The following is a 25,226-nucleotide window of genomic DNA, read 5'->3' as shown; positions in this document are numbered from 1 at the left end:
GATGGCCCAGAAGTGCAGGCATTCCTCGCACAACTCGTCGGATTGGCAGTAAGGGCAGTGGAATTCGTAAGCGTCGGTCAGCCAGTGCCAAAGACGCATGACAAGTTTCAGCATGAATGCTCTTCACCGCGATGACGAATTGTTGAATGTACACTCGCGGTAAAATTGGCTGAGAGTATGGTTGAATTATTTCTCGCCTATACGAGATTGTTTCTGAAAATTACTGTCGAGAATTTGTCAATGCTGTGACCGGATCAAGGCGGGCGGCATTGCGCGCCGGCAGGTAGCCGAACGCCACGCCAATGAAGCTGGAGCAGGTGAGGGCGATGAGGATCGACCCGCTGGAATAGATGAGCGTGAAGGGCGAGCCCGCCAGCGAGAACGCGACCCCACAGGCCAGGGCCAGCCCCACACCCACCGCCCCGCCCAGCAGGCAGACCATCACCGCCTCGGTGAGGAATTGCTGGAGGATGTCGACCGGCCGGGCGCCGACCGCCATCCGCACGCCGATCTCGCCCACCCGCTCGGACACCGATACGAGCATGATGTTCATCACCCCGATGCCGCCGACCACCAGTGAGATGACGGCAATCGCGGCAATCAGCAGCGTCATTGTCTGGGTCGTGCTGGTAATGGTGCGACGGATGTCATCGGTGTTGAGGATGAAGAAGTCCTTGCTGCCGTGGCGCTGGGTGAGAAACCGCGTCACCTCCTGCGCAGCATAGGCGCTGTCGACGTCATCCCTGATCTTCAAGGTGATGGAGCGCAGGGCTGTGGAACCGAGAATGCGGGTTTGCACCGCGGTGTAGGGCAGATAGAGCGATAGGTTCTGGCTTGATCCGAACCCGCCCTGCTGGGGCTGGGTGACGCCGACTACGCGCGCCGGCACGGTACCGATCAGGACCACGGTGCCGATGGGTTCGACGCCTGCCGTGTCGAACAGCGCCTTGCGAGTGTTCTCGTCGATGACGACGTCCAGCGCCCGGGAGGTGACGCTCGCCGCGTTGAAGAAGCTGCCGCGTGCGAGCTTGGTGCCCTTGGCGGCGAAATAGCGCTCGCTCACGCCGTTCACCAGCGCGCTCGCCTCCTTGGCGCCGAGGCGGACCGTGCTCTGGGTCGAAACGGTGGGGGTGGCGGCGGCGACATAGGGCTGGCGGGCGAGCTGCTCGGCATCGGCCGCTACCAGCGTGGTGATCTTGCCCGAGCGCGTGTCACCAAAATCCTTGCCGGCGAAGATCTCGATCGTGTTGGTGCCGAGCTCGCTGATATTGGCCAGCACCCTTTGCCGCGAGCCTTCGCCCAGCGCCACCACGCACACCACGGAGGCGACGCCGATAACGATGCCAAGCATGGTGAGGCCGGTGCGCAGCCGATGGGCATTCATCGACATCAGCGCCATGCGGAATGCCTCGCGGAACGGATCGAGCTTTCGACGCCAGCCCGGCCGGGTCGCTGCCGGCGCCGTCGATGCGGCTGGCGGGGGCGCGCGGTCCGCCCCCGAGCGGCGGTCGTCGACGATCCGGCCATCATCGATCTCGATTATCCGCCGGGCCCGCGCCGCCACATTCATGTCGTGGGTGACGATGATCACGGTGCGACCCTCGGCGTTGAGTTCGTCGAGAATCCGCAACACCTCTTCGCCGCTGTGGCGGTCGAGCGCGCCGGTTGGTTCGTCGGCGAGGATCACCTCCGCGTCGTTCATCAGCGCGCGGGCGATGGAGACACGCTGCTGCTGGCCGCCGGAAAGCTGGCCCGGCCGGTGGGCGAGCCGCGACGCCATGCCGAGCCGGCCGAGCAGCGCGGCCGCGCGGGCCCGGCGGGTGCCGGGCGACAGGCCGGCATAGATCGCAGGCATCTCGACATTGCCCAGCGCGGTCAGCTCGGCCAGGAGGTTGTAGCGCTGGAAGATGAAACCGAAATGTGCGCTCCGCAGGCTCGCCCGTTCATCCGCCGTCAGCTGCGCCACGTCCCGGCCGGCGATGCGGTAGCGTCCCTCGCTCGGCCGGTCGAGGCAGCCGAGAATGTTCATCAGCGTCGACTTGCCGGAGCCCGAGGCGCCGACGATAGCGACCATTTCGCCGGCCATGATCGAGAGATCGAGGCTTCGAAGCACCGTAACCGTTCCTTCGCCCGAGGTGTAGGCGCGCGTCACCCCCTCCAGCGCGATGAGCGGCGCCGTGCCGGCGTCTGCGTCGTTCATGGTCAGAACCCCATGGCCGGCGGACCGGGCATGCCGGACGTGGAGGGCGCGACATTGGACGTGTCGCCCGTCACCACCCGTTCACCCTCCGACAGGCCGGTGCGAATTTCGGCCACGGTCTTGTCGTTGAGGCCGATCTCAACCCTGCGGGTCTCTATCGCGCCATCGCCGCGCAGCACCCGAACCTCGTAGAGCCCGTCCGCCCCGCGCGCGCCGAGCGCCATGGCGGGGAGGGTGAGGACGTCGGCGGCATGGCCGACGACGATGTGGACCTCAGCCGTCATATAGGTCCGCAGCCGTCCCTCCGGGTTCGGTACGTTGAGGATGCCGTTGTAATAGATCGCCGAACTGCTGCTGCTCGACGTGCTCGACGAGGAAGAAGTGGCGGTACTCGAGGAGAAGCTGTCATCGCTCTTGATCGATTCCGGTGCCGGCTCGATGAAGGCCAGCTCGGTCTCGTAGCGGCGGGTGCCTTCGCCGACGATGCTGAAATAAGCCCGTTGGCCGGGGGCGGCACGCACGATGTCGGCCTCGGAGATTTCGGCCCGCACCGTCATCATGTCGAGCCGGCCCAGCACCATGATGGTCGGCGTGGACTGGGCGGCATTCACCGTCTGGCCCTCCTGGCTGACGATGGCGAGCACAGTGCCGTCGATGGGGGCAGTGATGCGCGTATAGCCGAGATTGGACTGCGCGTTCTCGACCGCAACTTCGGCCTCGATGATCCGCGCCTTCAGCTGGTCGATCTGCGCCCGGGTAGCCTTCACATCCGCTTCGGCCGCCTCGAAATCGGCCTGTGACACGATCTTGCTCGTCACCATCGAGGCGCGGCGCTCAAGGATCAGCACGTCGCGATTCAGCAGTGCTTCCTTCTCCTCGCGTTGGGCCCGCACATTGTCGAGCGCCGCCTGGGCAGTGCGCAGGGCGTTCTCCTGCAGCACGGAATCGATTTCGGCGAGCAGATCGCCGGCCTTCACCTGCTCACCAAGCGCGACGGCGACGTGGGTGATGCGCCCGGAGGCCTGCGCCCCGACAGCCACCAGTTTGACCGGCTTGAGAGTGCCGGTGGCCAGTACGGCCTCCTCCACCTCGCCGCGCGCCACCCTTGCCGTTACCAGCGTCGCGTTGGGGTCGGCGGTCCAAAGGCGGTGCGTGCCGTAAACGCCTGACAGAACAATGAGAAACGCCACCAGCAGGAGCGGCGTGACAAGCCTTCTCTTCACTCTTCCTCACTCGGTTCAACCCGTCGCCCGCTCGGCGAGCTGCGTTGGAGTAGCCCCGACCGATTGCGGGGCTGTTTCCGGCGATGTTGCGAAGAGAGGCATTTTGTGTCCCGGAGTGACTCCAGGCCGGCACAGCAATGCTGGTTGATGCAAGCCGCCGCCACACGCGGCCAGGCAGCTTCTCCTGTCATGTCGCGCCGGCTAGGATCAGGTCTGATGTGGAGCGCTGCGACAAGTTAACGCCGCGTTAACCATGCTACCCCGATCCTGCCGACGGTGCGCTTCGGGAGCGCCGCAGGGCGGATTCGAGAATTGTTGATGCGACGGCGCCTTTTCACACGATTCGGATCGGCGATGCTCGCCCTTTGGGCGGGCTTGCCGCCCCTGCTGGCGGCTGCGGACGATATCAGCTGTCAGCTCACCGCCACGGCTCTGCAGTGCGGCGGCGTGGCGAGCGGTGCTGATTCTACGGCCATTGGCGATGACGCGCAGGCGACCCAGTCTGGCACGACCGCCGTCGGGCAGGGCTCACGCGCATTCTCCGATAATGCCAGCGCCTTTGGCCAGCTCGCCGTGGCCAATGGCGTGTCCTCCACCGCCATCGGCTGGAGCGCCACGGCCAATGGCCAGGCAGCGACCGCGACCGGCCAGAGCGCCGTCGCCAATGCCGCCTTCTCCTCGGCCTTCGGCAGCGGGGCGAGCGCCAACGGAGCTGCCTCATCCGCCCTCGGCCAGAACGCGCTCGCCAATGGCACCAACGCCACAGCCGTGGGGCAGGGCGCGCGGGCTAACGCTTCCGCGACCACTGCCGTCGGCCAGGGGGCCGTCGCGAATGCGGCAAATGCCACCGCTCTCGGTACCGGCGCCACGGCCAACGGCGCCGGCTCGACCGCGCTCGGGCAAGGCGCCGTCGCCAATGCGGATAACGCTACGGCGCTCGGCTTCGGCGCGACGGCCAATGGCGCGGGGGCCACCGCTCTCGGCCAGAACGCCGTCGCGGCCGGGGCGGGGGCCACAGCGCTGGGCCAGAACGCCAATGCCTCCGCCTCCCAGTCTAGCGCCTTGGGTTATGGTACCATCGCCGCCTATGAGGGCTCGACGGCACTCGGCGCCGGGGCGACCACCAGCCGCGCCAACCAGGTCGCGCTGGGAACTTCCAGCTCCACCTACACCATGTCTGGCCTAACCTCCGGCGCCAGCCGCGCCGCGCAGAGCGGGGCTGTGCAGATCGTCACCACCGACGCGGCCGGCAACCTTGCCAGCGCCAGCACGGCGGAACTGTTCGACCTGCGCCCGGTCATGGCTGAGATCGACCGCGTCAGCGAGGGCGTCGCCATGGCGATGGCGATGGACACGCCGCCTCTGCCCAGCGGCAAGAACATGGCACTGAGTGCGCAATGGGGAACGTTTGGCGGGCAGAACGCGCTCGCCCTGTCCAGTATCGCCCGGATTCATGAGGATTCCTTCTTCGTCACCGGCAGCATCGGCATCGGGCTCAACGAAGGCACGGTCGGTGGCAAGGCCGGCGTGCTGTTTGCCTGGTGAGGGCGATGCGGCGCTGCGTTCACCTCATGGCTCTCGCGCTCGTTCTGGCCATGCTCGTGCCGGTTCCTGCCCGCGCGCAAGAGAAGCGTGCCGAGGCGATACCCCAGCCGGCGGTGCTGCTGGCCCTGTTGCGCGGCACGCTGATGGCGCTCAACCAGGCCAATATCACGGGCAATTACTCGGTGCTGCGCGACCTTGCCGCACCCTCCTTCCGGGATGCCAATTCGAGTGCCACGCTCGCCGATCGCTTTCGCAAATGGCGCGAGGGCCAGCTCGACTTCGCCGCCGTGGTTCTGCTCGACGCCAAGCTGTCTGCCGCGCCGGATATCGGACCGGACGGCGCGCTGCGCCTGCGCGGCTATTTCCCCACCGCGCCGCTGAGGATCGGTTTCGACATCGCCTTTCTGCCGGTCGAGGGGCATTGGCGTCTCGGTTCCATCACCGCAGAACCGCTTGAGCCGGAGGCCACAGGATCTGTCGCCCGCGCGGCGGAGACGCCAGCTCAACCGGAGCCCGCAAAGCCTGTCCAGGCGAATGCGGCGGGTGCGCCCGCGATTTTCACTCTGCCTGACCTGCCCTCCGCGGCGAGCCTCGGCATTCCGCTTCCCCCCGGCGACCGTCCGCGCGGCTAGAGGGCCCTTCACCGGTCAGATGGGTTCAATCTGATCGGATCGCGCCCTAGCGCGGGCGCGGGCAATAGGTCGCGCTTATAGCGGCGCCGGAACGGTCGGATACCCCTCCAGCGGAGCGCTGGGCACACTGGGCACGGCTTCGGAAGCGGGCGACACGGCGCGCGGCGTGCTCTCCTGTGTGCGCGCCGGCGCAGGCGGCGGGGCGCTGGCACCGTTCGTCCCGAATGCCTCGGCGGGATAGATGATCGGCCCGCCGATCCGACCCAGCTCCGGCGAGGCCGGGAGTGGGCGACCATAGGGCTGCCAGCTGCGCGGCAGGAAATAGCCATTGATGGTGTAGCGATACATGATTCGCAGGAGCGAGGCCTCCGTCGCCCCGCTCTGGCAAAAGCGCAGGCGGACCGAGAGCACGCCGCGATCGCCGGTCAGGACATTGACCCGGTCCTGCCCCTGGATGCGCTGCCAAGCATACAAGCAAAGATCGCGCCCCTGCCCACGGCCAAGCGCGTAGCCGAACGGCCCATAGCGGTTTTGGACGAAATAGGTCGAGGGGCTCATGCCGATGCCCGGCAGGGCCCGTTCCATTTCTGCCGCCAGCGCATCGTCGGCAAGGAACGTGTCGTCCTTGAGGTTTTCGGGGCCGGTGCGCCCCTCCACCGGACCGAAAAAAGTGACGTCAAAGGCGTTCTGGCCCGGCGTCGCGGCGTCGGTGGCGAGCATCACCTCCTGCTGCAATGCGTTGGCAAAGCGGGTCTCGATGACGCCAATGATCCGCGGGCCGCCTGGCTCGGGGAGAAGCAGTGCCTCAACCGTGGGGACCTCGATGGCCATGGTGGCGACGACCGGCGGCCCGCCGCGCGCCGTGACGCAGCCTCCCACCACCAGAAGGCAACCCATGGCGAGCACACGCCGGGGCAAGCTTCCCGTGCTTGCCTGCGCGGCGCGTGCTCTCGCGCGATGCACGGCGACGTTGCCCGTGCCTGGGGAGAGGCGGGTCATGGCCAGCTTGTCAGTCTCGCAAAACGAATCACGCATTCTAGCAATCTAGCGCTCTGGGGCCGCCGCAGAAACGGTCAAAGATCGAACAAGATGTCGGACGAAGTGAGGGCCCTATGAAGTCTCAGCTCGCCCGGCGACTTGCGGCTATTCCCAGTGTCACGTAAGAGCCGCCGCCAAGGCGACTGCGGAGAGCGGCCAAAAACATGAATAGGAAATGGCTTACTGGTATTTGGGTAGTTTTGATCGCTGTGGTAGCGTTCATCATCACCTTGCCGGTTAACTTGCAGGCACAGCTGGTTACCGGCTGTATTGTGATTCTACTAATTGTCTTTTTGAAAATGTTTGCGTCCGAAGGGGTTCCGCGCATGGTCGCGTTGGCTCTCGGTGTGGCAATGGTATTCAGATATGTCTACTGGCGGACGACGTCAACTTTGCCGCCGATGGAGGAATTGGCGAATTTCATTCCCGCCGTGCTGCTCTACAGCGCGGAAATGTACAGTGTCGCGCTGATGGCGCTCAGCCTGTTCGTCGTCTCGTCGCCGCAGCCCCCGCGCATAGCGCCGGTGATCGCGCCGGGCAAGGAACCGACGGTCGACATCTTTGTGCCGAGCTATAATGAGGACGCAGGCCTCCTCGCCACCACGCTGGCAGCTGCCTCGGCGTTGGATTATCCCCGCGATCGGCTCACCGTGTGGCTGCTGGACGATGGCGGTACCGACCAGAAATGTGAACAGCATGACCTCGCAGCGGCCCGCGAGGCCCAGATGCGGCGGGAGACGCTGACCGAGCTCTGCCGCGAACTGGGCGTGAACTACCTCACCCGCCCGCGCAATGAGCACGCCAAGGCCGGCAATCTCAACCATGGCCTCGCCCATTCGAGCGGCGAACTCATCGTCGTCTTCGATGCGGACCATGCGCCGGCGCGCCCCTTCCTGCGGGAGACCATTGGCTATTTCAACGAGGATCCGCGCCTGTTCCTCGTCCAGACGCCGCATTTCTTCATCAATCCCGATCCGGTGGAGCGCAGCCTCGACACCTGGCGGCGCATGCCGTCTGAGAACGAGATGTTCTACGGTGTCATCCAGCGCGGCCTCGACCGCTGGGGCGGCGCGTTCTTCTGTGGCTCGGCTGCGGTGCTGCGCCGCGAAGCGCTGAAGGAAACCAACGGCTTCGCTCATTCCTCCATCACCGAGGATTGCGAGACGGCGCTCACTCTGCATGCGCGCGGCTGGCACAGTGTCTATGTCGACACGCCGCTCATCGCCGGGCTGCAGCCGGAAACCTTCGCCAGCTTCATCGGCCAGCGCTCGCGCTGGGCGCAGGGCATGTACCAGATCCTGCGCTTTCATTTCCCGCTGTTCCGCTCCGGCCTGACCATCGCGCAGCGCATTTGCTACATGTCCAGCATCCTGTTCTGGTTCTTTCCGATTTCGCGCGCCATCTTTCTCGTTTCTCCGTTCTTCTATCTTTTTTTCTCTCTCGAAATATTCAACGGATCGGGGGCCGAGTTCGCTGCCTATACGGCCGTATACCTACTTATAAATCTCTTCATACAGAGCTATCTATACGGGAAGTATCGCTGGCCCTGGTTTTCCGAGCTCTACGAGTACATCCAGACGGTCTATCTCCTGCCGGCACTTCTATCCGTCATGATCAATCCGAAGAAGCCGACCTTCAAGGTGACATCGAAGGGTGAAACCATTGACGAGAACCGCATTTCGGAGATCGGCATTCCGTTCTTCGTCATCTTCGTGATCCAGATCGTCGCCGTGTTTGTGACCTTCTGGCGGATCGCGACGGAACCCTATTCGGCTGACATCACCATCGTCGTCGGCATGTGGAACCTGCTTAACCTGATCATCTCGGGCTGCGCCTTGGGCGTGGTGTCGGAAAAGGCGGCCAAGCGGCACAGCCAGCGCATCGCCATTACCCGGCGCTGCAGTCTGCTGATCGCTGGCGTAGAGGTGCCGGCCATCATCGACGACGTCTCCATGGGCGGTTTGCGCGTCCGCACGGAGCTTCCCCCCGAGGCGACGGCGCGCGTCGGCATGCACGCCGTGGTTCGGGTAACGCCTCCAGACGCGTGCATCAACGACACGCTCCCGGTGCTCGTGCGCAACGTCGCCCTCGATGAGGGCGTGGTGGTGCTGGGGACTCAGTTCAACGCCAAGACCGCCGCTCACTACCAGCTGATCGCCGATCTCATTTTCGCTAATGCGGACGAGTGGAAGAAATTCCAGGCGGGGAGGCGGAAAAATCCCGGTGTGTTGCGCGGCACCGTTATGTTCGTGGTGATGGCGGGCTACCAGACGCTGCGCGGCCTCGCCTATGTCACGCAGCTTGAACGGCTGACCCGCCGCTTCGCACCCGGCCTTTTTGCGGGGGCGCATGGCCGATGAAGACCCCCCTGTCCTCTTTGCCGGGCGGCGCCCTCCTCGCTGCGCTGCTTCTTGCGACCTTCGGCGCTGCGGCGCAGCCGGCTTTTGACATGAACGAAGGAACCGCGGCGCCTGTCGGCGCAGTGGTGTCGCCTGCCTTTGACATGCGGAAGGACGGCACCGGCGCGGGCGCTGCCCGTGCCCCCATTTTTGACATTCAGGGCAGGATGCGCTGGCCGGGGGATCCCGTGCCCGTTCCGGCCATGACGGCCCCCACGGGCGCGCCCTTTACCATGACGGCGCCCGGGGCCGCCGGTGCGTCGGGTGCCACGCCTCAGCCTGGCACTGCGGCTCCGGGCGATGTGGCGCCCTTCCAGATGCAGCCGGGCCAGCAGATCGCAACCGCGTCGGCGAAAACCGAGGTGGCGGGGCCGATCGCGCCCGACCGCTTCATCGTTCCCGTTCCGCGTCTTCGGCTCGAAGGGGAGTCCGTGTCGCGCAGCTGGGTAACGTATTTTACTCAGCAGGAGGTGGAGCGCCCTGTCACGCTGCTGATCGCCTACGTCAATGCCATCTACGTCATGCCGGAGCTGTCGAGGCTTCGCGTCACGATCAATGGCCAGTACGTGACCGAAATTTCGATTGCCTCGCCACAGGGGCCGACACAGGTGAAGGCGGCGATCCCCGCCGGTGTCCTGCGCGCCGGCGGGAATCTCATCCGCCTTGATATGCAGGCGGTGCATCGCACCGACTGCTCCATCGAATCAACCTACGATCTCTGGATGGAACTCGACAATGAGCTGACAGGCGTCTCGTTCGCGGGCGGGCCGGTCTCGCCGCCTTCCATGGTCGACGATCTTCCTGCCGTCGGCGTCGATACGCGGGGCACGACCCATATCCGCTTCGTCCATGCCGGGCCGATCGAGCCCCATCAGAGCGCTCAGATGCTGCTGGCCGCCCAGGCGCTGGCGCTGCGCGGCCGCTATTCCCATCCCGTCGTCTCGATCGTTGGGCCTGACCCGGGTCCCCCCGCGCCGGGCACCCTGAACGTGGTTCTCGGCTCGCCCGAGGATCTGCGCAATGCGATGGCGTTTCCCCCGCCGATGGCGGCCAATCAACCGCTGGTCCGTTTCGTCAACGACAGCCGGGCCGGCGGGACCGTCCTGGTGCTGGCCGGTGAAACGGCGCGCACCGTCGAGGCGGCTATCGACCGCCTGGCTTCCGGCAGCGGGCAGTCCGACGACAACAAGGTGATGACGTCCAGCCGCTTCGCGCCTGACACCCCCTTCTTCACCGGCGCGGGCAGCGTCCGCTTTTCCGAACTCGGCGTGGCGACCCAGGAATTTTCCGGCCGCCGCCTCCGGATGCGTTTTCCCATCGGCCTGCCAGCCGATTTCTATGGCGCGGCAAATGGTCAGGCGCGCATTCTGCTTGACGCTGCCTATGCTCCGAGCGTGCGTCCGGGTAGCCAGCTTTCCGTTTACGTCAACGGGTCACTCGCTTCCGCCTACATGCTCACCGAGCCGCATGGCGGGCTGATGGAGCGAAAGGTCATCAAGGTTCCGCTGACCCATTTCCGCGCCGGTATCAATCGGGTCTGGATCGAGATAACGCTGGATGTCGAGGCCGACGAGATCTGCGGCCCCGGCGCCACGCTGGAGCGCCAGCAGCGCTTTGTCGTGTTCGATTCAAGCCAGTTCGTCATGGACAATTTCGCGAGGATCGGCACAAGTCCCAATCTCGCGGCGTTCGTCGGCCGGGGGTTCCCTTATTTCCAATCGACCCAGCCTGTTGCGGTCGTCATGCGCCATGACGTCTCGACGGTCGCGGCCGCTGCGACGGTCATGGCCCGGCTCGCCCTTTCCCATGAGGGCACGACGCTGGTCGAAACCGCCCCTGCGCCCGCGTCTCTCGCCAGCCGGCCCGTTCTCTTCATCGGCGACATCAATCACATCCCGCCCGACGTGTTGCGTCAGGTCAGGGTGGTGGATGCGAGCAAGATCCGCTGGCTCGCCGACCCTCCTGGCGACGGCGAGGGCCGGGGGCCAGCGCCCACATGGGATGGCAGCCTGACGTCATCGCCGGTGCAGTTCCCCATGCTGGATTCGGCGGTGCGCGTGCGCTCGGGCTCCGGCAATGACGACATTTACGGCCGCTGGCGCGATGAAGTCGCCGGCGAAAGCGTCATCAGCACCGAACTCCTTCGTTTCCAGAGGTGGGTCAGCGCCACCTTCGGCATCTCGCTCACCTTTCCCGGGGCCGGTGGCGCCGAGGAACCGTTCAATCCGCCGCCGAACACCTCGGTGCTGTTGGCTCAGGGCTTCGCGCCGAACAGCGATGCGGTCTGGACGCTCATCGCCGGCCATACGGATGAGAGTCTCGACGCTGCCATCGACGATTTCACTCTGCCGGAGTACTGGCTGAAGGCCTTTGGCCAGGCTGCCGCGTTCGATGCGTCGAACGGACAGATGGACATTCGAACGGCCAGCGATCGGCGATTTATCGTGACCGAAGCGCTCGGGCCGTCCAATCTGCGGCTCATCGCGGCAAATTGGCTGTCGCTGAACATTGTCACCTACGCGCTGGTTCTGGTCCTATGCTGCATCGCCTTCGCCATTGTCACCAGCCTGCTGCTCCGGCGCCGGGCGAGAGGCGGGGGCTAGGCGGCCTCTCGCGTCTCGCTTCCCTGCTTCCGGCGATGTTGCTTCTGGTCGCTCTCATCGCCGCACCGGCCCATGCCAAGGTCCAGCCTGGCATGATCTCGCCCAGCGACTGGTCCGCCTATGGCGCGCGTTTCATCGACACGAGCGGCAGGGTCATCGATGACGCGAATGGCCGCATCAGCCATTCCGAGGGGCAGGGCTATGGCATGCTGCTGGCCTATCTCGCCGATGACAAGGCGACCTTCGAGCGGATATGGACCTTCACCCGTACCGAGTTGCTGATCCGTGACGACGGGTTGGCCGCCTGGCGCTGGGACCCGAATGCGGACCCGCATGTCACGGACATCAATGTCGCCAGCGATGGCGACATTCTCATCGCCTATGCGCTCGCCCTTGCCGGCCAGGCGTGGAACGTGCCGGCCTATGACCGGAGCGCGACCCGCATCGCCCAGGCGCTCGGCCAGCAGGTAATCCGCCGTGAAGGCGGGCGGCTCGTCCTTCTGCCGGGCGCGACCGGCTTTTCGGTCGGCGAACGCCCGGATGGGCCGGTCCTCAATCTTTCTTACTGGATTTTCGAGGCCTTTCCGGTTCTCGCCCGCCTGGCGCCCGAGATCGACTGGGAGGGCCTCGCCGCCTCCGGCCGGGAATTGCTGTCCCTCGCCCGTCTCGGCCCGGCGAAGCTGCCGCCGGACTGGATCTCCGCCCCCGCCGACGGCCCGCTGGAGCCGGCGCAGGGCTTCGAGCCGGTCTTTGGTTACAATTCATTAAGGATAGTTCTTTACCTTCTGCGCGCTGGCATCACCGATACCGACGTTCAAAAGGCCATTCTCAATAATTGGATGGTCCAGAATGGCGGGATGCCGGCGATCGTGAATATTCCGACCGGCAAGGCCCTGGCCCGGCTGTCGGAGCCGGGTTACCGGATGCTTGCGGCGACACTTGCCTGTGCGATCGACGGCACGGCCATTCCGGCCGACCTGCGGCGCCTGCAACCGAGCCAATATTATCCGTCGACCCTTTATCTCCTGAGCCTTTCGCTGGTGGGTGAGAAATATCCGACATGTCTTCGCTGAGGGTAATCTTGCTGGTCCTGATCGGGGCGGCTGCCGTCCCGGCCATCGGCCAGCAGTTCACCTCTCCCACTTCCTCCGAAGGCACCGCCGCCCCCTCCAGCACAGCCCCGGCGCCCAAGGTCGACGATTCGGCGCTGCGCTTCTTCGCAGCCCAGGGCGATAGCCGGCGGCTGGAAGCCGAAATGGCGCGGCTGCGGGCGCTTTATCCCAATTGGCAGCCGCCCAAGGACCTGTTCAGTCCGACCCCCGACCAGGATCCAGACCTGGTCCGCCTGTGGCAATTGTTCGCTGAGGGCAAGTTCTCCGACATACGCGCCGCCATCGCCCAGCGGCAGGCGGCGGAGCCCGACTGGCAGCCTCCGGCGGACTTGGTGACCCGGCTCGATGAGGGAGAGGCCGCCCGCCGGCTGGTCAATGCCGCAGAGGCCAAGCAATGGGCGTCTGTTCTGCGCATCGCCACTGACACGCCCGGCATGCTCGTCTGCGGCAACATGGATGTGCTGTGGCGGGTGGCGGAGGCCTTTGTGCGGACCGATGCGACCGAGCGGGCCAAGGACGTCTACGCCTATATTCTCAGATCCTGTTCCGACCCCAAGGAGCGTCTGGCCACCGCGCAGAAGGCTATGCAGGTTCTCGATGGACCGGAGCTGGATTCGTTGCTGGCTCTTCAGCGTGCCAAGCCTGACGGTACCCCCGAGTTCGCCAGCCTGCGCGGCGATCTTCTGCGCTCGCTCGTCGGCCGCGCCGCGCAGGATGCGACCCTCAACGTTTCCGCTGAAGACATCGACGCTTTGGAGCAGTTGGCCCGCAATGGTTCGACGGCGGACGATGCGTTGGTTCTCGGCTGGTATGCATTCCGGCGCGGGAATGCCGCGCAGGCGCTCGACTGGTTCAAGCTGGCGCTGGATCGCAAGGGCGGGGCCTCGGCCGCCGAGGGCTATGTGCTGGCGCTGGAGGCGTCCGGGCGGGCGCTGGAGGCGGAGCCGATCGCCTATCAATGGCGCGACGCGGGGGCCGACAACCGGACCGCCTATATCGATCTCATGGCCGGCCTACTCTCAGCCTCGCCGCCGCCCCGTCTCGACCAGTCGATCGTGGCCCGTTTCGCGCCGGTCGTGTCGCAGGACAAATCCGCAACCGGGGCGCAGGCGCTCGGCTGGTACGCCTACAATACCGGGCAGATCCGTACCGCCGCCTCCTGGTTCCGCACCGCCGTGCAATGGGCGCCCGAGGACGAGGTTTCGGCCTTTGGCCTCGCCCTTTCCAGCGTGCGCCTGAAGGACACCGCGACGCTCGACGCCATCGCGGCCACCTGGGTCGGAAAGTCTGAACGCATCCTGGCGCTGGTTTCGCCGGCCACCCGCCGACAGCTGGCGAGCCGTGCGCCGGCCAGCAGCCCGCTTCCGCTGCCGGCCGCCGTGGCACCCACGCCCATAGCCCGGCCGGCGGCAGTAGCGACCTCTGTCAAGCCTGCCGCACCCATGCCGCTCCATCCGGCGCCGACTGACCGGGTCGGTACAAATGATACGGGCCGTGCGCCGGAATCGTCGGCCGGACGTGGGGGCGCCGCCTGTTCACGTGCCGGCGCCCCCGCTTTCCGCGCGGACCGCCTCTCGGCCGACGACGCGGTGGCGCGCGGCTGGTGCCTGCTCGATCTCGACCGTCCGAGGGAGGCCATCAATGCGTTCGATGTCGGCATTCGGAACGGTGCGGGCCGGACCGCGGAAGATGCGGCCTATGGCAAGTCTCTGGCCTATCTCCGGCTTGGCCTCACCAACCAGGCGCAGGTCGCGGCGATCGAAACGGCCCAGCCGCCCGCGCGCGCGGTGGAACTGAGCGTCGATCTTCTCACCCAGCGCGCCATTGCCGCCTATCGTGACGCCCGCTATGTCGAGGCGATCCTGGCGCTCGACGAGCGCAACCGTCTCGCGCCGGAGCAGCAGGACCTGATGATGATCCGGGCCTGGTGCTATTTCAAGCTCAGGGACTTTGCGTCCGCCGGGCGGATCTTCAAGGCGCTGCGCGCCGCCGGCTATGCGGACGCCGGCGCCGGTATCGACGCCATCATGGCCACCACGCGCCAATGGCGGAGCTGAACCGAACCGCTCCGTTGCGCTGACCCGAACGTCGTCGATCAGCGGCGTGTCGCCGGGGCCACTCCCGACCACACGGGGAAAAGGCGTTCGAGCATCATCTTGGGCAGGATGAGGCCGAAGGCCATAGCCAGCAGGATCGCCGCTGCCGTTGTCGCATCGACGACGAGGGGCACCAGAATCGCCGGGGCGGCCGTCTCGCCGGCATTCATCAGCGTCACCAGGCCCGCCGCCAGCCGGAACAGGAAGGCGCCGGGCAGCAGCGAGACGACCGAAGCGAAGGCGACGGCGGCGAAGGGCAGATGGAGGCGGTTGGCGACCGGGGTCACGATCACGCCGACGAGGAGGCAGGCGATGAAGGCGCCGCCCGCCACGCTCGTTCCGTCCGCCAGCGCCAGCCACCGGCTCGCATGCGCCAGCATGCCGATGACGATGGGAATCCCCAGTGTGCGCCAGGGCATCGAGAAGAACGTGCCATAGGCCGCCACGGCGACGCCGGCGGCGAGCACGTCGAAAAGCAGCGGCACCGCCACCACCGGCCCGGGCGGCGGCAGGCTCTCGCGTCCGAGCGCCAGCCCGGCGATGAGGCCGGTGCAGATGACCAGGATGATCAAGCCGGCAAAGCTGAAGCGGGCCACGCCGAGAGCGATGCGCAGCCGCGCCAGATCGAGCGCGCCGTTGAGCAGATGCGGGCCGGGCACCAGGATCATGCAGGGGCACAGCGCAATGAGGTAGGGATCGGCATCCGGCAGCAGCCGCGAGGTCAGCGCGGCGACGAAGCCGGCCAGCAGGGCGGCGCAGAGCGGCTGGGTCAGCATGTTCGCCGCGATATGGGCGAGGCCGCGCCGAAGTGCACCGCCGGCGCAGGCGCTGAAGCCGGTGAGCAGAAGCGTCGCCGGGTCGCTGGCACCGAAGATGATCGCCAGAGCGACAGCGCCGGCCCCGTTCATCGCTACCGCGCGCAGCAGCGACACCGGCGCCAAACGGTCGATGGCCCGCAGCGCCGCCAGCGCCTGCCCGGCGTTCATGCGCCCGGCCGCCACCGCCTCGACGATGTCGAGGGTTCGCGTCACCTTGTTCATTTCGACGCCCGTCGGCGCGGCGGCCACAGTCTCCACGACCGGGCCGCCGGGCAGGCTGTCGCCCTCCATCCGCAGGACGATCTCGCCCCAGGCGGGCAGCACCGAGACCGTCAGGCCGCAGGCCCGGCCGAGCCGCTCCACGGTTTCGATCAGGCGTTCGGTGGTCAGCCCGTTGCTGTAGAGCAGCCGGGCGACAGCGGCGACGACGGCGACGGTGTCGCCCGCCGCCGTCATTGACGCCGCCATGTCAGATGGTGGGATAGCGGGGGATATAGGCGAGCTCATTGATATGCGCCTCGATGTCGGCGGGGCGGGGCACCCGGGCGAGGCCCTTGTCGAAGATGAGCTCGGCGATGCGCGCCGCCACATGCAACGAAGCCTTCCGGATATCGCGCTGCGGCGGATAGATGAGGCCGAGTGCGAGATCGTCCGGCGTGACCTGCTCCGCCACCGCCTTCGCGGCGACGATGAACATGTCCTCGGTGACGCGTGTCGACTGGGTGGCAAGCACGGCCATGCCCATGGCGGGGAAGATATAGACGTTGTTGCCCTGGCCGGGCACGAAGCGCTTGCCGCCGAATTCGACCGGCGGGAACGGGCTGCCGCTGGCGAAGATCGCCTGCCCGTTGGACCATCTATAGGCCTCCTCCGCCGTGCATTCCGAGCGCGAGGTGGGGTTGGAATAGGGGAAGATGATCGGCCGGGCGTTGATCGTCGCCATGGCCTCGATCACCGCCTGGTTGAACAGCTTCGGCACGGTGCTGACGCCGACGATTCCCGTCGGCCGAATCGCCTCGATGGCCTCGACAAAGGAGGAGACCGGCGCGTGGTCGTGGGCGAAGGGCTTCTGGAAACCGGCAATGTCGGTGCGCGAATTGACCATCAGCCCATTGACGTCGAACAGCCAGTTGCGGGCGCGTGCTTCCTCGATGGTCGCGCCTTCGAGCACCATCGCCTGGCTGATCAGCTCGGCAATGCCGGTCGCCGCCGAACCGCCACCGAGGAACAGGAAGGTCTGGTCGGTGAGCTTCTCGCCGGAGAGCTTCAGCGCTCCATAGATACCGGCCACGGCCACAGCCGCCGTGCCCTGGATGTCGTCATTATAGGTGCAGATCTGGTCGCGGTAGCGCTCCAGGATCGGCACGGCGTTGATGTTGGCGAAGTCCTCCCACTGCAGGCAGCACAGCGGGAAGAGCTCCGTCACCGCGGCGACGAACTCGGCGATGAAGGCATCGTATTCGGCGCCGCGCACGCGGTTCTGGCGCAGGCCGAGATAGAGCGGGTCGTCGAGCAGCGTGCCATTATTGGTGCCGACATCGAGGGTGATCGGCAGCGTCATCTCCGGCGGCACGCCGGCGCAAACGCTGTAGAGCGCGAGCTTGCCGACAGGAATGCCCATGCCGTTGACGCCGAGGTCGCCCAGCCCGAGAATTCGCTCGCCATCGGTCACGACGATGAAGCGCACATCCCGCTGCGGCCAGTGCGACATCACCTCCTTCAGGCGGCCCTTCATGGTGATGGGCAGGTACATGCCGCGGGTTGCGCGCAGCACATGGTCGTATTTCTGGCAGGCCTCACCCACCGTTGGGGTGTAGACCAGCGGCATGAACACTGCCGGATCGGACATCAGCACCGCATAGAACAGGGTCTCGTTGCGCGCCTGCAGGTCGCTCAGCAGCAGATATTTCTGCAGATCGTTGTCGAGGATGGACAGCTGCAGGTGGATGCGCGCGACCTGCGTCTCCAGCGTATCGGCCGTCGGCGGCAGGAAGCCCTCGAGTCCAAGCCGCGCTCTATCCTCGCTGGAGAATGCGCTGCCGCGGTTGAAGACGGGATCGTGCAGCAGGGACGGACCGCTCGGGGCGGGCTGGGTGCCGGACTGCGACATGGCTTGGTTCTCCAGGAGGACGCTTGGAAGGCTTTCAGCTGTATGGCGACGCCAGGGCCACGCGGGCCCCGGCGGGATCTCCGGAAAGCCCGTCAGCCGTCCTGTTCCTTGGCGACGTAGGGCTTCACCATCTTTGCGGGATCGACCACCCGCATGAACTCCTCTTCGGTCACGAAGCCGAGCGCGAGCGCGGCCTCCTTGAGCGAAAGGTCGTTGTCCATCGCGTGGTGGGCGATCTTCGAAGCACGGTCATAGCCGATCACGGGTGCCAGCGCCGTGACAAGCATCAGCGAACGGTCGACATATTGCTGGATGCGCTTGAGGTTCGGCTTGGTCCCCTCGACCAGGAACCTGCGGAAATTGGTGCACCCGTCGGTGGCAATAGCGATGGAGTGCATGATGTTGAAGATCATCAGCGGCTTGTAGACGTTCATCTCCAGATAGCCGCTGGCGCCGCCGAAGCCGACGCTGACATCATTGCCCATCATCTGCACGGCGATCATGGTCAGCGCCTCGGCCTGGGTCGGATTGACCTTGCCGGGCATGATCGAGGAACCGGGCTCGTTCTCGGGGATGATCAGCTCGGCAAAGCCGGCGCGCGGCCCGCAGGACATCAGCCGGATATCGTTGCCGATCTTGTAGAGCGAGACCGCCACGGTGCGCAGCGTGCCGGAAAACTGCACCAGCGCGTCATGGGCGCCCTGCACGGTGAACTTGTTCGGGGCCGTCACATAGGGCAGGCCCGAGAGTGTGGCGATCTCCGCCGCCACCGCCTCGGCAAAGCCCGGCGCCGCGTTGATGCCGGTGCCCACCGCCGTGCCGCCGAGCGCGAGGCGGTAGACGTCGCCAAGAGCAGCCTCGAGCCGCGCCACGTCATCGGCCAGCATGCCGGCATAGCCCGACCATTCCTGGCCCAGCGTGATCGGCGTCGCGTCCTGCATGTGGGTGCGGCCGATCTTGACGATATCCGCCCATTCTTCCGCCTTGGCGGTGATGGCGCCCTCAAGCGCCTTGAGGGCCGGGATCAGGCGCTGCGTCGCGTTCATCCCGACGGCGATGTGCATTGCCGAGGGAAAGGAGTCGTTGGACGACTGCGACATGTTCACATGGTCGTTCGGGTGAACCGGTGCCTTGCTGCCCAATGGAGTGCCGGCGAGCTGGCAGCATCGGTTGGAAATCACCTCGTTGACGTTCATGTTGAACTGGGTGCCGCTGCCGGTCATCCACACATGCAGCGGGAACATGTCGTGGTGCTGGCCGGCGAGGATCTCGTCGCACACGTCGACGATGAGCTTGAACGCCTCGTCGGGAAGCCGCCCGCCGGCATGATTGGCGCGCGCCGCCGCCTTCTTGAGCAGGGCATAGGCGGTGATCATCTCGCGCGGCATCAGGTCCTTGCCGATGCTGAAATGTTCCAGCGAGCGCTGGGTCTGGGCGCCCCAGAGCTTGTCGGCCGGGACCTGGACTTCGCCCAGGCTGTCGGTTTCTTTGCGGAAATCGGACATGAGGAACCTTTTGGTGGCGCAGGCCACGCCGTATCAGATGGGAGCGAGGAGGGACATCCTACCTCCGATCCTCAGCGCCAAGCTCTAGGGGTTCACCTCCGCCTGTCAAGGCCGCCGCTCAGCGCCGGACGGGCGGTCGCGGAACGTCCAGCGCCAACGGGCGGGGAGCTCTGAGCCGCCTGCCCATCGACGTGTGGCGGGATTTCAACCGGCGGGCGTACAACCCAGGGCTCACGCTGCGCGGCCGGGCGCCGGTGTCCTCTTTCGGCCAGATTGCAGCCTTTCCGGGCGTATTGAGGCATCGATCAAAGACCTTCGATCATAGGGCATCTCTATGCAGAAGATTTGATAATATTAAATCGGTGAAATAGTTTGTGGTGGATTTGTAGTTTCAAACAAAATCCGTGTCGGTTACACAGACCTGTAGGGTTCAGGAGCATGCAACGGACGGATAACGCCGAGATGACGAGACTTTCTGGAGCCGAAGCGGGTCCTGCCTTCGCCTATGACGGCTACGCCACCCTCGGACGCATCGGCCTTATCTATATCGCCTCCAGCGTGGTGATGGATGCGGAGATGGCCGCGATGGCGGCGCCCGGCCTTTGCATGCACACCACGCGGCTGCGCCTGCCCAAGGTGACGCTCGAAGGGATCGACGCCATGATGACAGCACCGGAACTGGAGCAGTCCGCGCGCCTGGTCGGCTCGGCGCCCATTGACGCGCTGTGTTTCGGTGGCACCAGCGCCTCCTTCGTCTACGGCACCGCCTATGACAAGGCGCTGATCGCGCGCATGGAAGGCTGGGTGCCGGGGCCGAAGGTGACGACGGCGTCCACGGCCTCGCTGGCGGCGCTGGCGGCGGTGAAGGCCGGCCCGGTCGCGCTGGCGACGCCCTATGTCGACGCCATCCACCAGCGCGCCATCAACTTCCTCAGCTCGAACGGCCACCCGGTGCTGCGGCACGGTAATCTGGGGATCGACGAGGACCACGCCCTGGCGGAGGTGCCGCTGGAAAAGGTCTATGACCTCGTCTGTTCCGTCGACCATCCCGACGCCACCGCGATCTTCATCAGCTGCACCAATTTCCGCTCGGTGGGCGTGATCGCGGCCTTGGAGGCGGCGCTGGGCAAACCGGTGATTTCGGCGGTTCAGGCGTCCTTCTGGCACTGCCTGGAGATTACCGGCATCCACGGCGCGCGCCCTGGCTACGGCCAGCTTTTCGACAACCGTCTGGCGCGGTGAAGAGCACCCCCAATTGCGAGCTGCTGCATCGGCAAATCCGATGCCAAGAAGAAAATAAATATATTTTATTGATAGCAAGAGAGTCGGCACGTTCGGAAGATAAATCCTAGGAGGGGCGGGAGCGGGCAATCCCAGCCCGGCAACGTTTCGCAATTTTTACGAAAATAATAGATCACTTAAGTATAGGCATACAATACAACAGAAACCTGAGCGTTTTAACGCTTGGGTTGTCGTTGTTGCTTCGATATTTATATTCTAAATTGTGCTTCAAGTTGAAACAAATCGCTGTCTATAATTTAGTCAAATGCACAAATTTATCGATGATATGTCGAAAATAAGTATTTATACTTGACGTAACGTCGGCTTTTTTCAAAATTCACGACACATGAGGGGTGTTGTGAATGCTTGAGGCAGCCGCTCGGCGGATGAGAACGCTTGTCGGTCGGGAGCCATTGTCGCGGCTAGACCTTCGCCCGATGTGTCCAGCGTGGGTCAATGCGACTTTTCCTTACGTCAGTGCCCTTTCGCCGCTTTGGCCAGGCAGGTGATCCCCCCCCCCGACGCTCGATCGCGCGCCCGCCAGCCCGGATGCCTGTCGAGGCTGAAGTTCCGTCAGTCACTGGAGAGTCGATTTTGCAGATCAAGGAGGTTCGCGTCAGCGTCCATCGTTTCAAGAACACGGTGCCGCTGATCAACAAGCCGATCGAGGATGATTACCGCATCATCTGCGAGATCGAGACCGATGAGGGGCATGTCGGAATCGGCATGGCGTCCCGCTTTCTCTGGCACGGCGTGGCCGCGATCGTCGAGAAGCATCTGGGGCCCGCCATCATCGGCATGGACCCGCGTGATCTCGAGAAGATCCACGCCCGGCTCCAACCGCTAATTTCCGAGCGCGGCGCGATGACCGGCATCAACCTCGCCGGCCTGTCCTGCGTCGATCTCGCGCTCTGGGACGTGATCGGCAAGGCCAGCAACCGCACCGTCGCCCAGATGCTCGGCGGCGCCAAGGATTATGCCGACGCCTATGTCACCTATGGCTTCGGCGCCTTCGAGACCGAACATCTTATCGAAATGGCGCGGATACTGATCGGCAAGGGGCATACGCGCCTCAAGATGCTGGTCGGCACCGGCCGGGGCCTCGTCGCCGACGCCCGCCGTGTCGCCGCCGTGCGCGAGGCGGTGGGCGAGGACATCCTGCTGGCGGTCGACGCCAATGAAAGCCTGCGGGCCGAAGAGGCGCTGCGCATCGCCAAGATGATCGAGCCCTACAACATCGCCTGGTTCGAGGATCCGCTGCAGCGTGTGGATGCCCGCGATCTCGGCAATATGCGCAAGCGTACCAGCATCCCGCTCTCTGCAGGCCAGATGGACGGGCATTCGCTGCGCTTCCGTGAATGGATCGAGCATGACGCGATCGACATCTTCATGCCGAACAGCATGTATAATGGCGGAATGACCGAGACCCGCCGGGTCGCTCATCTCTCCCAGATCTACAACAAGCCTTTGTCCGACGCCGGCGGCGGTGGCGTGTGGTGTGTTCATCACGTCGCCGGCTTCCGAAACGGCACGCTGGCGGAAATCCACCTCGGCACCGAGCAGGTCGAGGAACAGATGTTTGTCGATCCGCCAAGGGCGGTGAACGGACGGATCGCCATCCCGGCCGCCCCGGGCTTCGGCGTCACACTCAACCGGGATGTCCTCAAGGAAACGCTCGTCACCGCCTGACGGGCCAACGCAGGAGACTGAGTAATGACACGCCGCCTCACGTCCAGTGCCGTGCTCGGAGCCCTCGCTCTCGGTGCGGCCCTTCTCACCACCCCCGCGAGCGCCCAACCGCTGCATCTCAAGATCGCCAGCCCGTCGCCGGCCGGCGGCTTCGATACCGTGATGGCGCAGAAGATCGCCGACAAGATGAAGGCAAAGCTTGGCGACCAGTTCACCTATGAACTGTTCGACAATGCCACGATCGGCGACGAAGTCGTCCACATGCAGCAGGTGCGAACCGGCCAGATCGACATGACGCCGCTCGGCTCGGATGCCGTCACCCTAGATCCGGTGTGGGCGGTGTTCGACATGCCGTTCATCTTTGCCGATCGCGCGGCGGTGGCCAAGGCGCTCGACGGTCCGTTCGGGCAGGAGCTTGCCGCCTCCATGCGCGAGAAGGCCGGGCTTGAAGTGCTGGCCTTCGGCGAGATCGGCTTCCGCCAGATCACCAACAGCGTCCGGCCGATCAAGACCCCGGCAGATTTCAAGGGCATGAAGATCCGCGTTCCGGGCAGTGAAACCCGCATGCTGACCTTCAAGACGCTCGGCGCGACCCCGGTCAACATGAATTTCGGCGAGGTCTTCCTCGCCCTGCAGAACAAGACCATCGACGGGCAGGAGAACCCGCTGAACGATATCGTCGAGCGCTCGCTCAACGAGGTTCAGCCCTACATCTCGATCTCCAACCACGTCTATACGCCCGTCACTTTCGTGATGAACGCCCGCAAATTCACGGCCCTGCCCGACGACCAGAAGGCCATGCTTAAGGCGGCCGCGCTGGAATCCGCCAAGGAGATCCGGGAACTTGGCGCCGTCAAGGATGTCGAGCTCCTCGCCAAGCTCAAGCAGGCGGGCAAGAACGAGATCATCGAGATCGACCGCGCCTCGTTCATCGCCGCCTCGCAGCCGCTCTACGAGCAGATCGGTGCCATCGCCGGCGGCACCTACGCGGCCGACCTGCTGAAGGCCGTCAAGTAGCGGCACCCCGCCCCGCGCAAACGTGGCATCCGGCGGCATGATGCGCCGGCGGGCGCCCTTTTCAGGAACGGAAGCGATGTCTTTGCCCGCCCCGCCCACCCCGACCGACGAAGACCTCCGCCGACAGCTGGAGGAGACCGAATTCGAGGTCGAGCTTGGACAGAATGAACGCGGCCTGGACGCATGGATCAACGGCATTGCCGGCGCTCTCGGCGCGGCGACGCTGGCGGTCATCACCATCCTCGTCTTCACCAATGGCGCGCTGCGCTACCTCTTCAACTTCGGCATCATCTGGGCGGATGAGATCGTGATTGCGCTCGTTCCCTGGCTCACCATGATCGGCATGTTCCTGTCGGTGCGCCGGCGGGAGATCATCCGCATCACCCATTTCGCCAATCGCCTGCCCGAGAGGCTTCGGCGCTTCATCGGCGCCTTCGCCGATCTGCTTTCGGCGGCCGCCTTCGCCTATCTCGCTTTCTTCTCGCTGGACTATTTCGCCTTGTTCGGCGGCGACAAGACCATCTACCTGAAGATCCCAAAGGGCTGGTTCGTCTCGGCAATGGTGATCGGCTCGGTGCTGCTTGCCCTTGCCTTCCTGGTGGATTTCCTGCGGGGCCTGCGGGCCCCACAGGCGGCCCCGATTTCCGAGGAAGGGGCAGCCCGATGACCGGCGCTCTCATCGCCATCGGGGTTCTGCTCTGCTTCCTGGTGCTGGGCGTGCCGATGATCGCGGCCCTGCTCACCTCCGTCGCGCTGCTGCTCTATCTCAGTGGCCAGTGGGGCCTGTCGCTGCCGCAGACCATGGTGGCAGGCATGTCCAGCTACACGCTGCTGGCGCTGCCGCTGTTCGTCTATGCCGGCACGCTGATGAATTCCGGCGGCATCGCCGTGCGGCTGTTCGACTTCGCCCGCTCGCTGATCGGCTGGACCAAGGGCGGGCTCGCCCAGGTCGACGTGCTGACCAGCATCTTCTTCGGCGGCATGGTCGGCTCGTCCGCCGCGGACCTTGCGGGCACCGGCTCGGTGCTGATTCCGGCGATGAAGCGCCACGGCTATTCCGGTGCGCTGGCCTCCGCCGTCAGCGCCTCGTCCTCCGGCGTCGGGCCGCTGATCCCGCCTTCCTCGCCGGCCATTCTCTACAGCGCGGTCACCGGCACCTCGCTCAGCGCGCTGTTTCTGGCCGGGCTGATCCCCGGCCTGCTGCTCGGCGGCGTCTTCATGCTGACCATTGCGTTTCTGGCGCGGCGGCATGGCTATCCCACCTATGGCCGCTTCTCACTGCGCGAGGTGTGGAAGACCGGCCTTGCCGCCGCCTTCGCGCTTGGTATGCCCGGGCTGATCATCGGTGGGCTCGTGGTCGGCGCCTTCACCCCCTCGGAGGCCGGCGCGTTCGGGGCCTTCTATGCCGCCTTCGTGTCCTGTGCGATCTACCGCACGCTGAACTTCAAGGGCCTTTACCGCGCCACGGTCGCCGCGGTGCAGATGACCGGTGAGCTGCTGGGCATCGTCGCGCTGTCGGTGGCGCTCGGCAGCGCGCTGTCGGCCGCCCATGTGCCGCAGGCCTTCACCGGCCTCATCGATCTGCTCACCGTTGGCGACAGCGTGTTCATGCGCCTGCTGGCGATGATGATCATCGCCATCATCGCCGGCATGTTCATCGATCCGCTGATCCCCGTGTTGGTGCCGGTGCTGATGCCGGCGCTGCTGGCCTATGGCATCGACCTCACCCATTTCGGCGTGCTGATGATCATGGCCGTGGTGATCGGCCAGATCACGCCGCCGGTGGCGATGTCGCTCATCATCACCGCCCGCATCGCCAAGGTCGACCAATGGCAGGTGTTCCGGGCCAACATGCCGTTCTTCATCATCACGCTGGCGTTTACGCTCGTGCTGATGGCGGTGCCGGGGCTCTCGACATGGCTGCCCGCCTATATGAAGGACTGAGCGGGCGACGCCGC

General features: G+C 65.3%; 17 protein-coding genes. 11 read left to right on the top strand and 6 right to left on the bottom strand.

Going from position 1 to position 25,226, the window contains the following annotated elements; genetic code table 11:
• Positions 1-220 precede the first annotated feature (220 nt).
• Positions 221-2,200, bottom strand: coding sequence for a MacB family efflux pump subunit (locus J2S76_RS08950; RefSeq protein WP_307059608.1), 1,980 nt, complete (start codon positions 2,198-2,200; stop codon positions 221-223).
• 2 nt (positions 2,201-2,202) lie between these two features.
• Positions 2,203-3,423, bottom strand: a complete 1,221-nt coding sequence (locus J2S76_RS08945; RefSeq protein WP_307059606.1) for an efflux RND transporter periplasmic adaptor subunit — start codon at positions 3,421-3,423, stop codon at positions 2,203-2,205.
• Between the two features lie 354 nt (positions 3,424-3,777).
• Here J2S76_RS08945 and J2S76_RS08940 point away from each other — a divergent pair, with 354 nt between their 5' ends.
• Positions 3,778-4,968, top strand: a complete 1,191-nt coding sequence (locus tag J2S76_RS08940) for a YadA-like family protein (RefSeq protein ID WP_307059604.1) — start codon at positions 3,778-3,780, stop codon at positions 4,966-4,968.
• A 26-nt stretch (positions 4,969-4,994) separates the two neighbouring features.
• Entirely contained in the window at positions 4,995-5,600 is a 606-nt protein-coding gene (locus J2S76_RS08935) for a hypothetical protein (protein WP_307059602.1), read from the top strand.
• Positions 5,601-5,675: 75 nt separating this feature from the next.
• Here the strand turns inward: J2S76_RS08935 and bcsN are convergent, their stop codons facing one another.
• Positions 5,676-6,635, bottom strand: coding sequence for a cellulose biosynthesis protein BcsN (gene bcsN, locus J2S76_RS08930; protein ID WP_307059600.1), 960 nt, complete (start codon positions 6,633-6,635; stop codon positions 5,676-5,678).
• A gap of 167 nt (positions 6,636-6,802) precedes the next feature.
• Between bcsN and bcsA the strand changes: the two genes are divergently transcribed.
• Genes bcsA through J2S76_RS08910 form a run of 4 tightly spaced genes read left to right on the top strand, consistent with a single transcriptional unit; the run spans position 6,803 to position 14,809 of the window.
• Positions 6,803-8,998 (top strand): UDP-forming cellulose synthase catalytic subunit, encoded by a 2,196-nt coding sequence (gene bcsA, locus J2S76_RS08925; protein ID WP_307059598.1) that lies wholly within the window; start codon positions 6,803-6,805, stop codon positions 8,996-8,998.
• Positions 8,995-11,640: a cellulose biosynthesis cyclic di-GMP-binding regulatory protein BcsB gene (locus J2S76_RS08920; protein WP_307059596.1), complete on the top strand. Its 2,646-nt coding sequence runs from the start codon at positions 8,995-8,997 to the stop codon at positions 11,638-11,640. Before bcsA ends, J2S76_RS08920 begins: the two co-directional genes overlap by 4 nt.
• Before the next feature lie 35 nt (positions 11,641-11,675).
• Positions 11,676-12,713, top strand: a complete 1,038-nt coding sequence (locus J2S76_RS08915; protein WP_307059594.1) for a family 8 glycosyl hydrolase — start codon at positions 11,676-11,678, stop codon at positions 12,711-12,713.
• An 8-nt stretch (positions 12,714-12,721) separates the two neighbouring features.
• A complete protein-coding gene (locus J2S76_RS08910) occupies positions 12,722-14,809 on the top strand; it encodes a hypothetical protein (protein WP_307059592.1) in 2,088 nt (695 codons plus the stop codon).
• 38 nt (positions 14,810-14,847) lie between these two features.
• On the opposite strand, the gene J2S76_RS08905 is transcribed toward J2S76_RS08910, so the two are convergent.
• The 3 genes from J2S76_RS08905 to fumC all read right to left on the bottom strand — a co-directional run bounded on the left by J2S76_RS08905 (position 14,848) and on the right by fumC (position 19,281).
• Entirely contained in the window at positions 14,848-16,122 is a 1,275-nt protein-coding gene (locus tag J2S76_RS08905; protein WP_307059590.1) for a threonine/serine exporter family protein, read from the bottom strand.
• Between the two features lie 13 nt (positions 16,123-16,135).
• Entirely contained in the window at positions 16,136-17,776 is a 1,641-nt protein-coding gene (locus J2S76_RS08900; RefSeq protein ID WP_307059588.1) for an NAD-dependent malic enzyme, read from the bottom strand.
• A gap of 92 nt (positions 17,777-17,868) precedes the next feature.
• Positions 17,869-19,281, bottom strand: coding sequence for a class II fumarate hydratase (gene fumC / locus J2S76_RS08895; protein WP_307059586.1), 1,413 nt, complete (start codon positions 19,279-19,281; stop codon positions 17,869-17,871).
• A gap of 462 nt (positions 19,282-19,743) precedes the next feature.
• On the opposite strand from fumC, the gene J2S76_RS08890 reads away from it, so the two are divergent.
• From J2S76_RS08890 to J2S76_RS08870, 5 genes are all read left to right on the top strand, one after another.
• A complete protein-coding gene (locus J2S76_RS08890; RefSeq protein WP_307059584.1) occupies positions 19,744-20,523 on the top strand; it encodes a maleate cis-trans isomerase family protein in 780 nt (259 codons plus the stop codon).
• 633 nt (positions 20,524-21,156) lie between these two features.
• On the top strand, positions 21,157-22,251 hold the full coding sequence (locus J2S76_RS08885; RefSeq protein ID WP_307059582.1) for a mandelate racemase/muconate lactonizing enzyme family protein: 1,095 nt from the start codon (positions 21,157-21,159) through the stop codon (positions 22,249-22,251).
• A gap of 24 nt (positions 22,252-22,275) precedes the next feature.
• The gene (locus tag J2S76_RS08880; RefSeq protein ID WP_307059580.1) at positions 22,276-23,268 is read left to right on the top strand and encodes a TRAP transporter substrate-binding protein; all 993 of its coding nucleotides are present in this window, start codon (positions 22,276-22,278) and stop codon (positions 23,266-23,268) included.
• Positions 23,269-23,344: 76 nt separating this feature from the next.
• Complete coding sequence (locus tag J2S76_RS08875; RefSeq protein ID WP_307059578.1) at positions 23,345-23,935, top strand: TRAP transporter small permease; 591 nt, start codon at positions 23,345-23,347, stop codon at positions 23,933-23,935.
• Positions 23,932-25,212, top strand: a complete 1,281-nt coding sequence (locus tag J2S76_RS08870) for a TRAP transporter large permease (protein WP_307059576.1) — start codon at positions 23,932-23,934, stop codon at positions 25,210-25,212. The genes J2S76_RS08875 and J2S76_RS08870 overlap by 4 nt, the downstream gene beginning before the upstream one ends.
• Positions 25,213-25,226: the final 14 nt, after the last annotated feature.

The sequence above is a fragment of the Ancylobacter vacuolatus genome (genome assembly GCF_030813595.1).
Taxonomy (GTDB): Bacteria; Pseudomonadota; Alphaproteobacteria; order Rhizobiales; family Xanthobacteraceae; genus Ancylobacter; species Ancylobacter vacuolatus.
The sequence above is the reverse complement of the archived record's forward strand: the minus strand, read 5'-3'. Positions and strand labels throughout refer to the sequence as shown.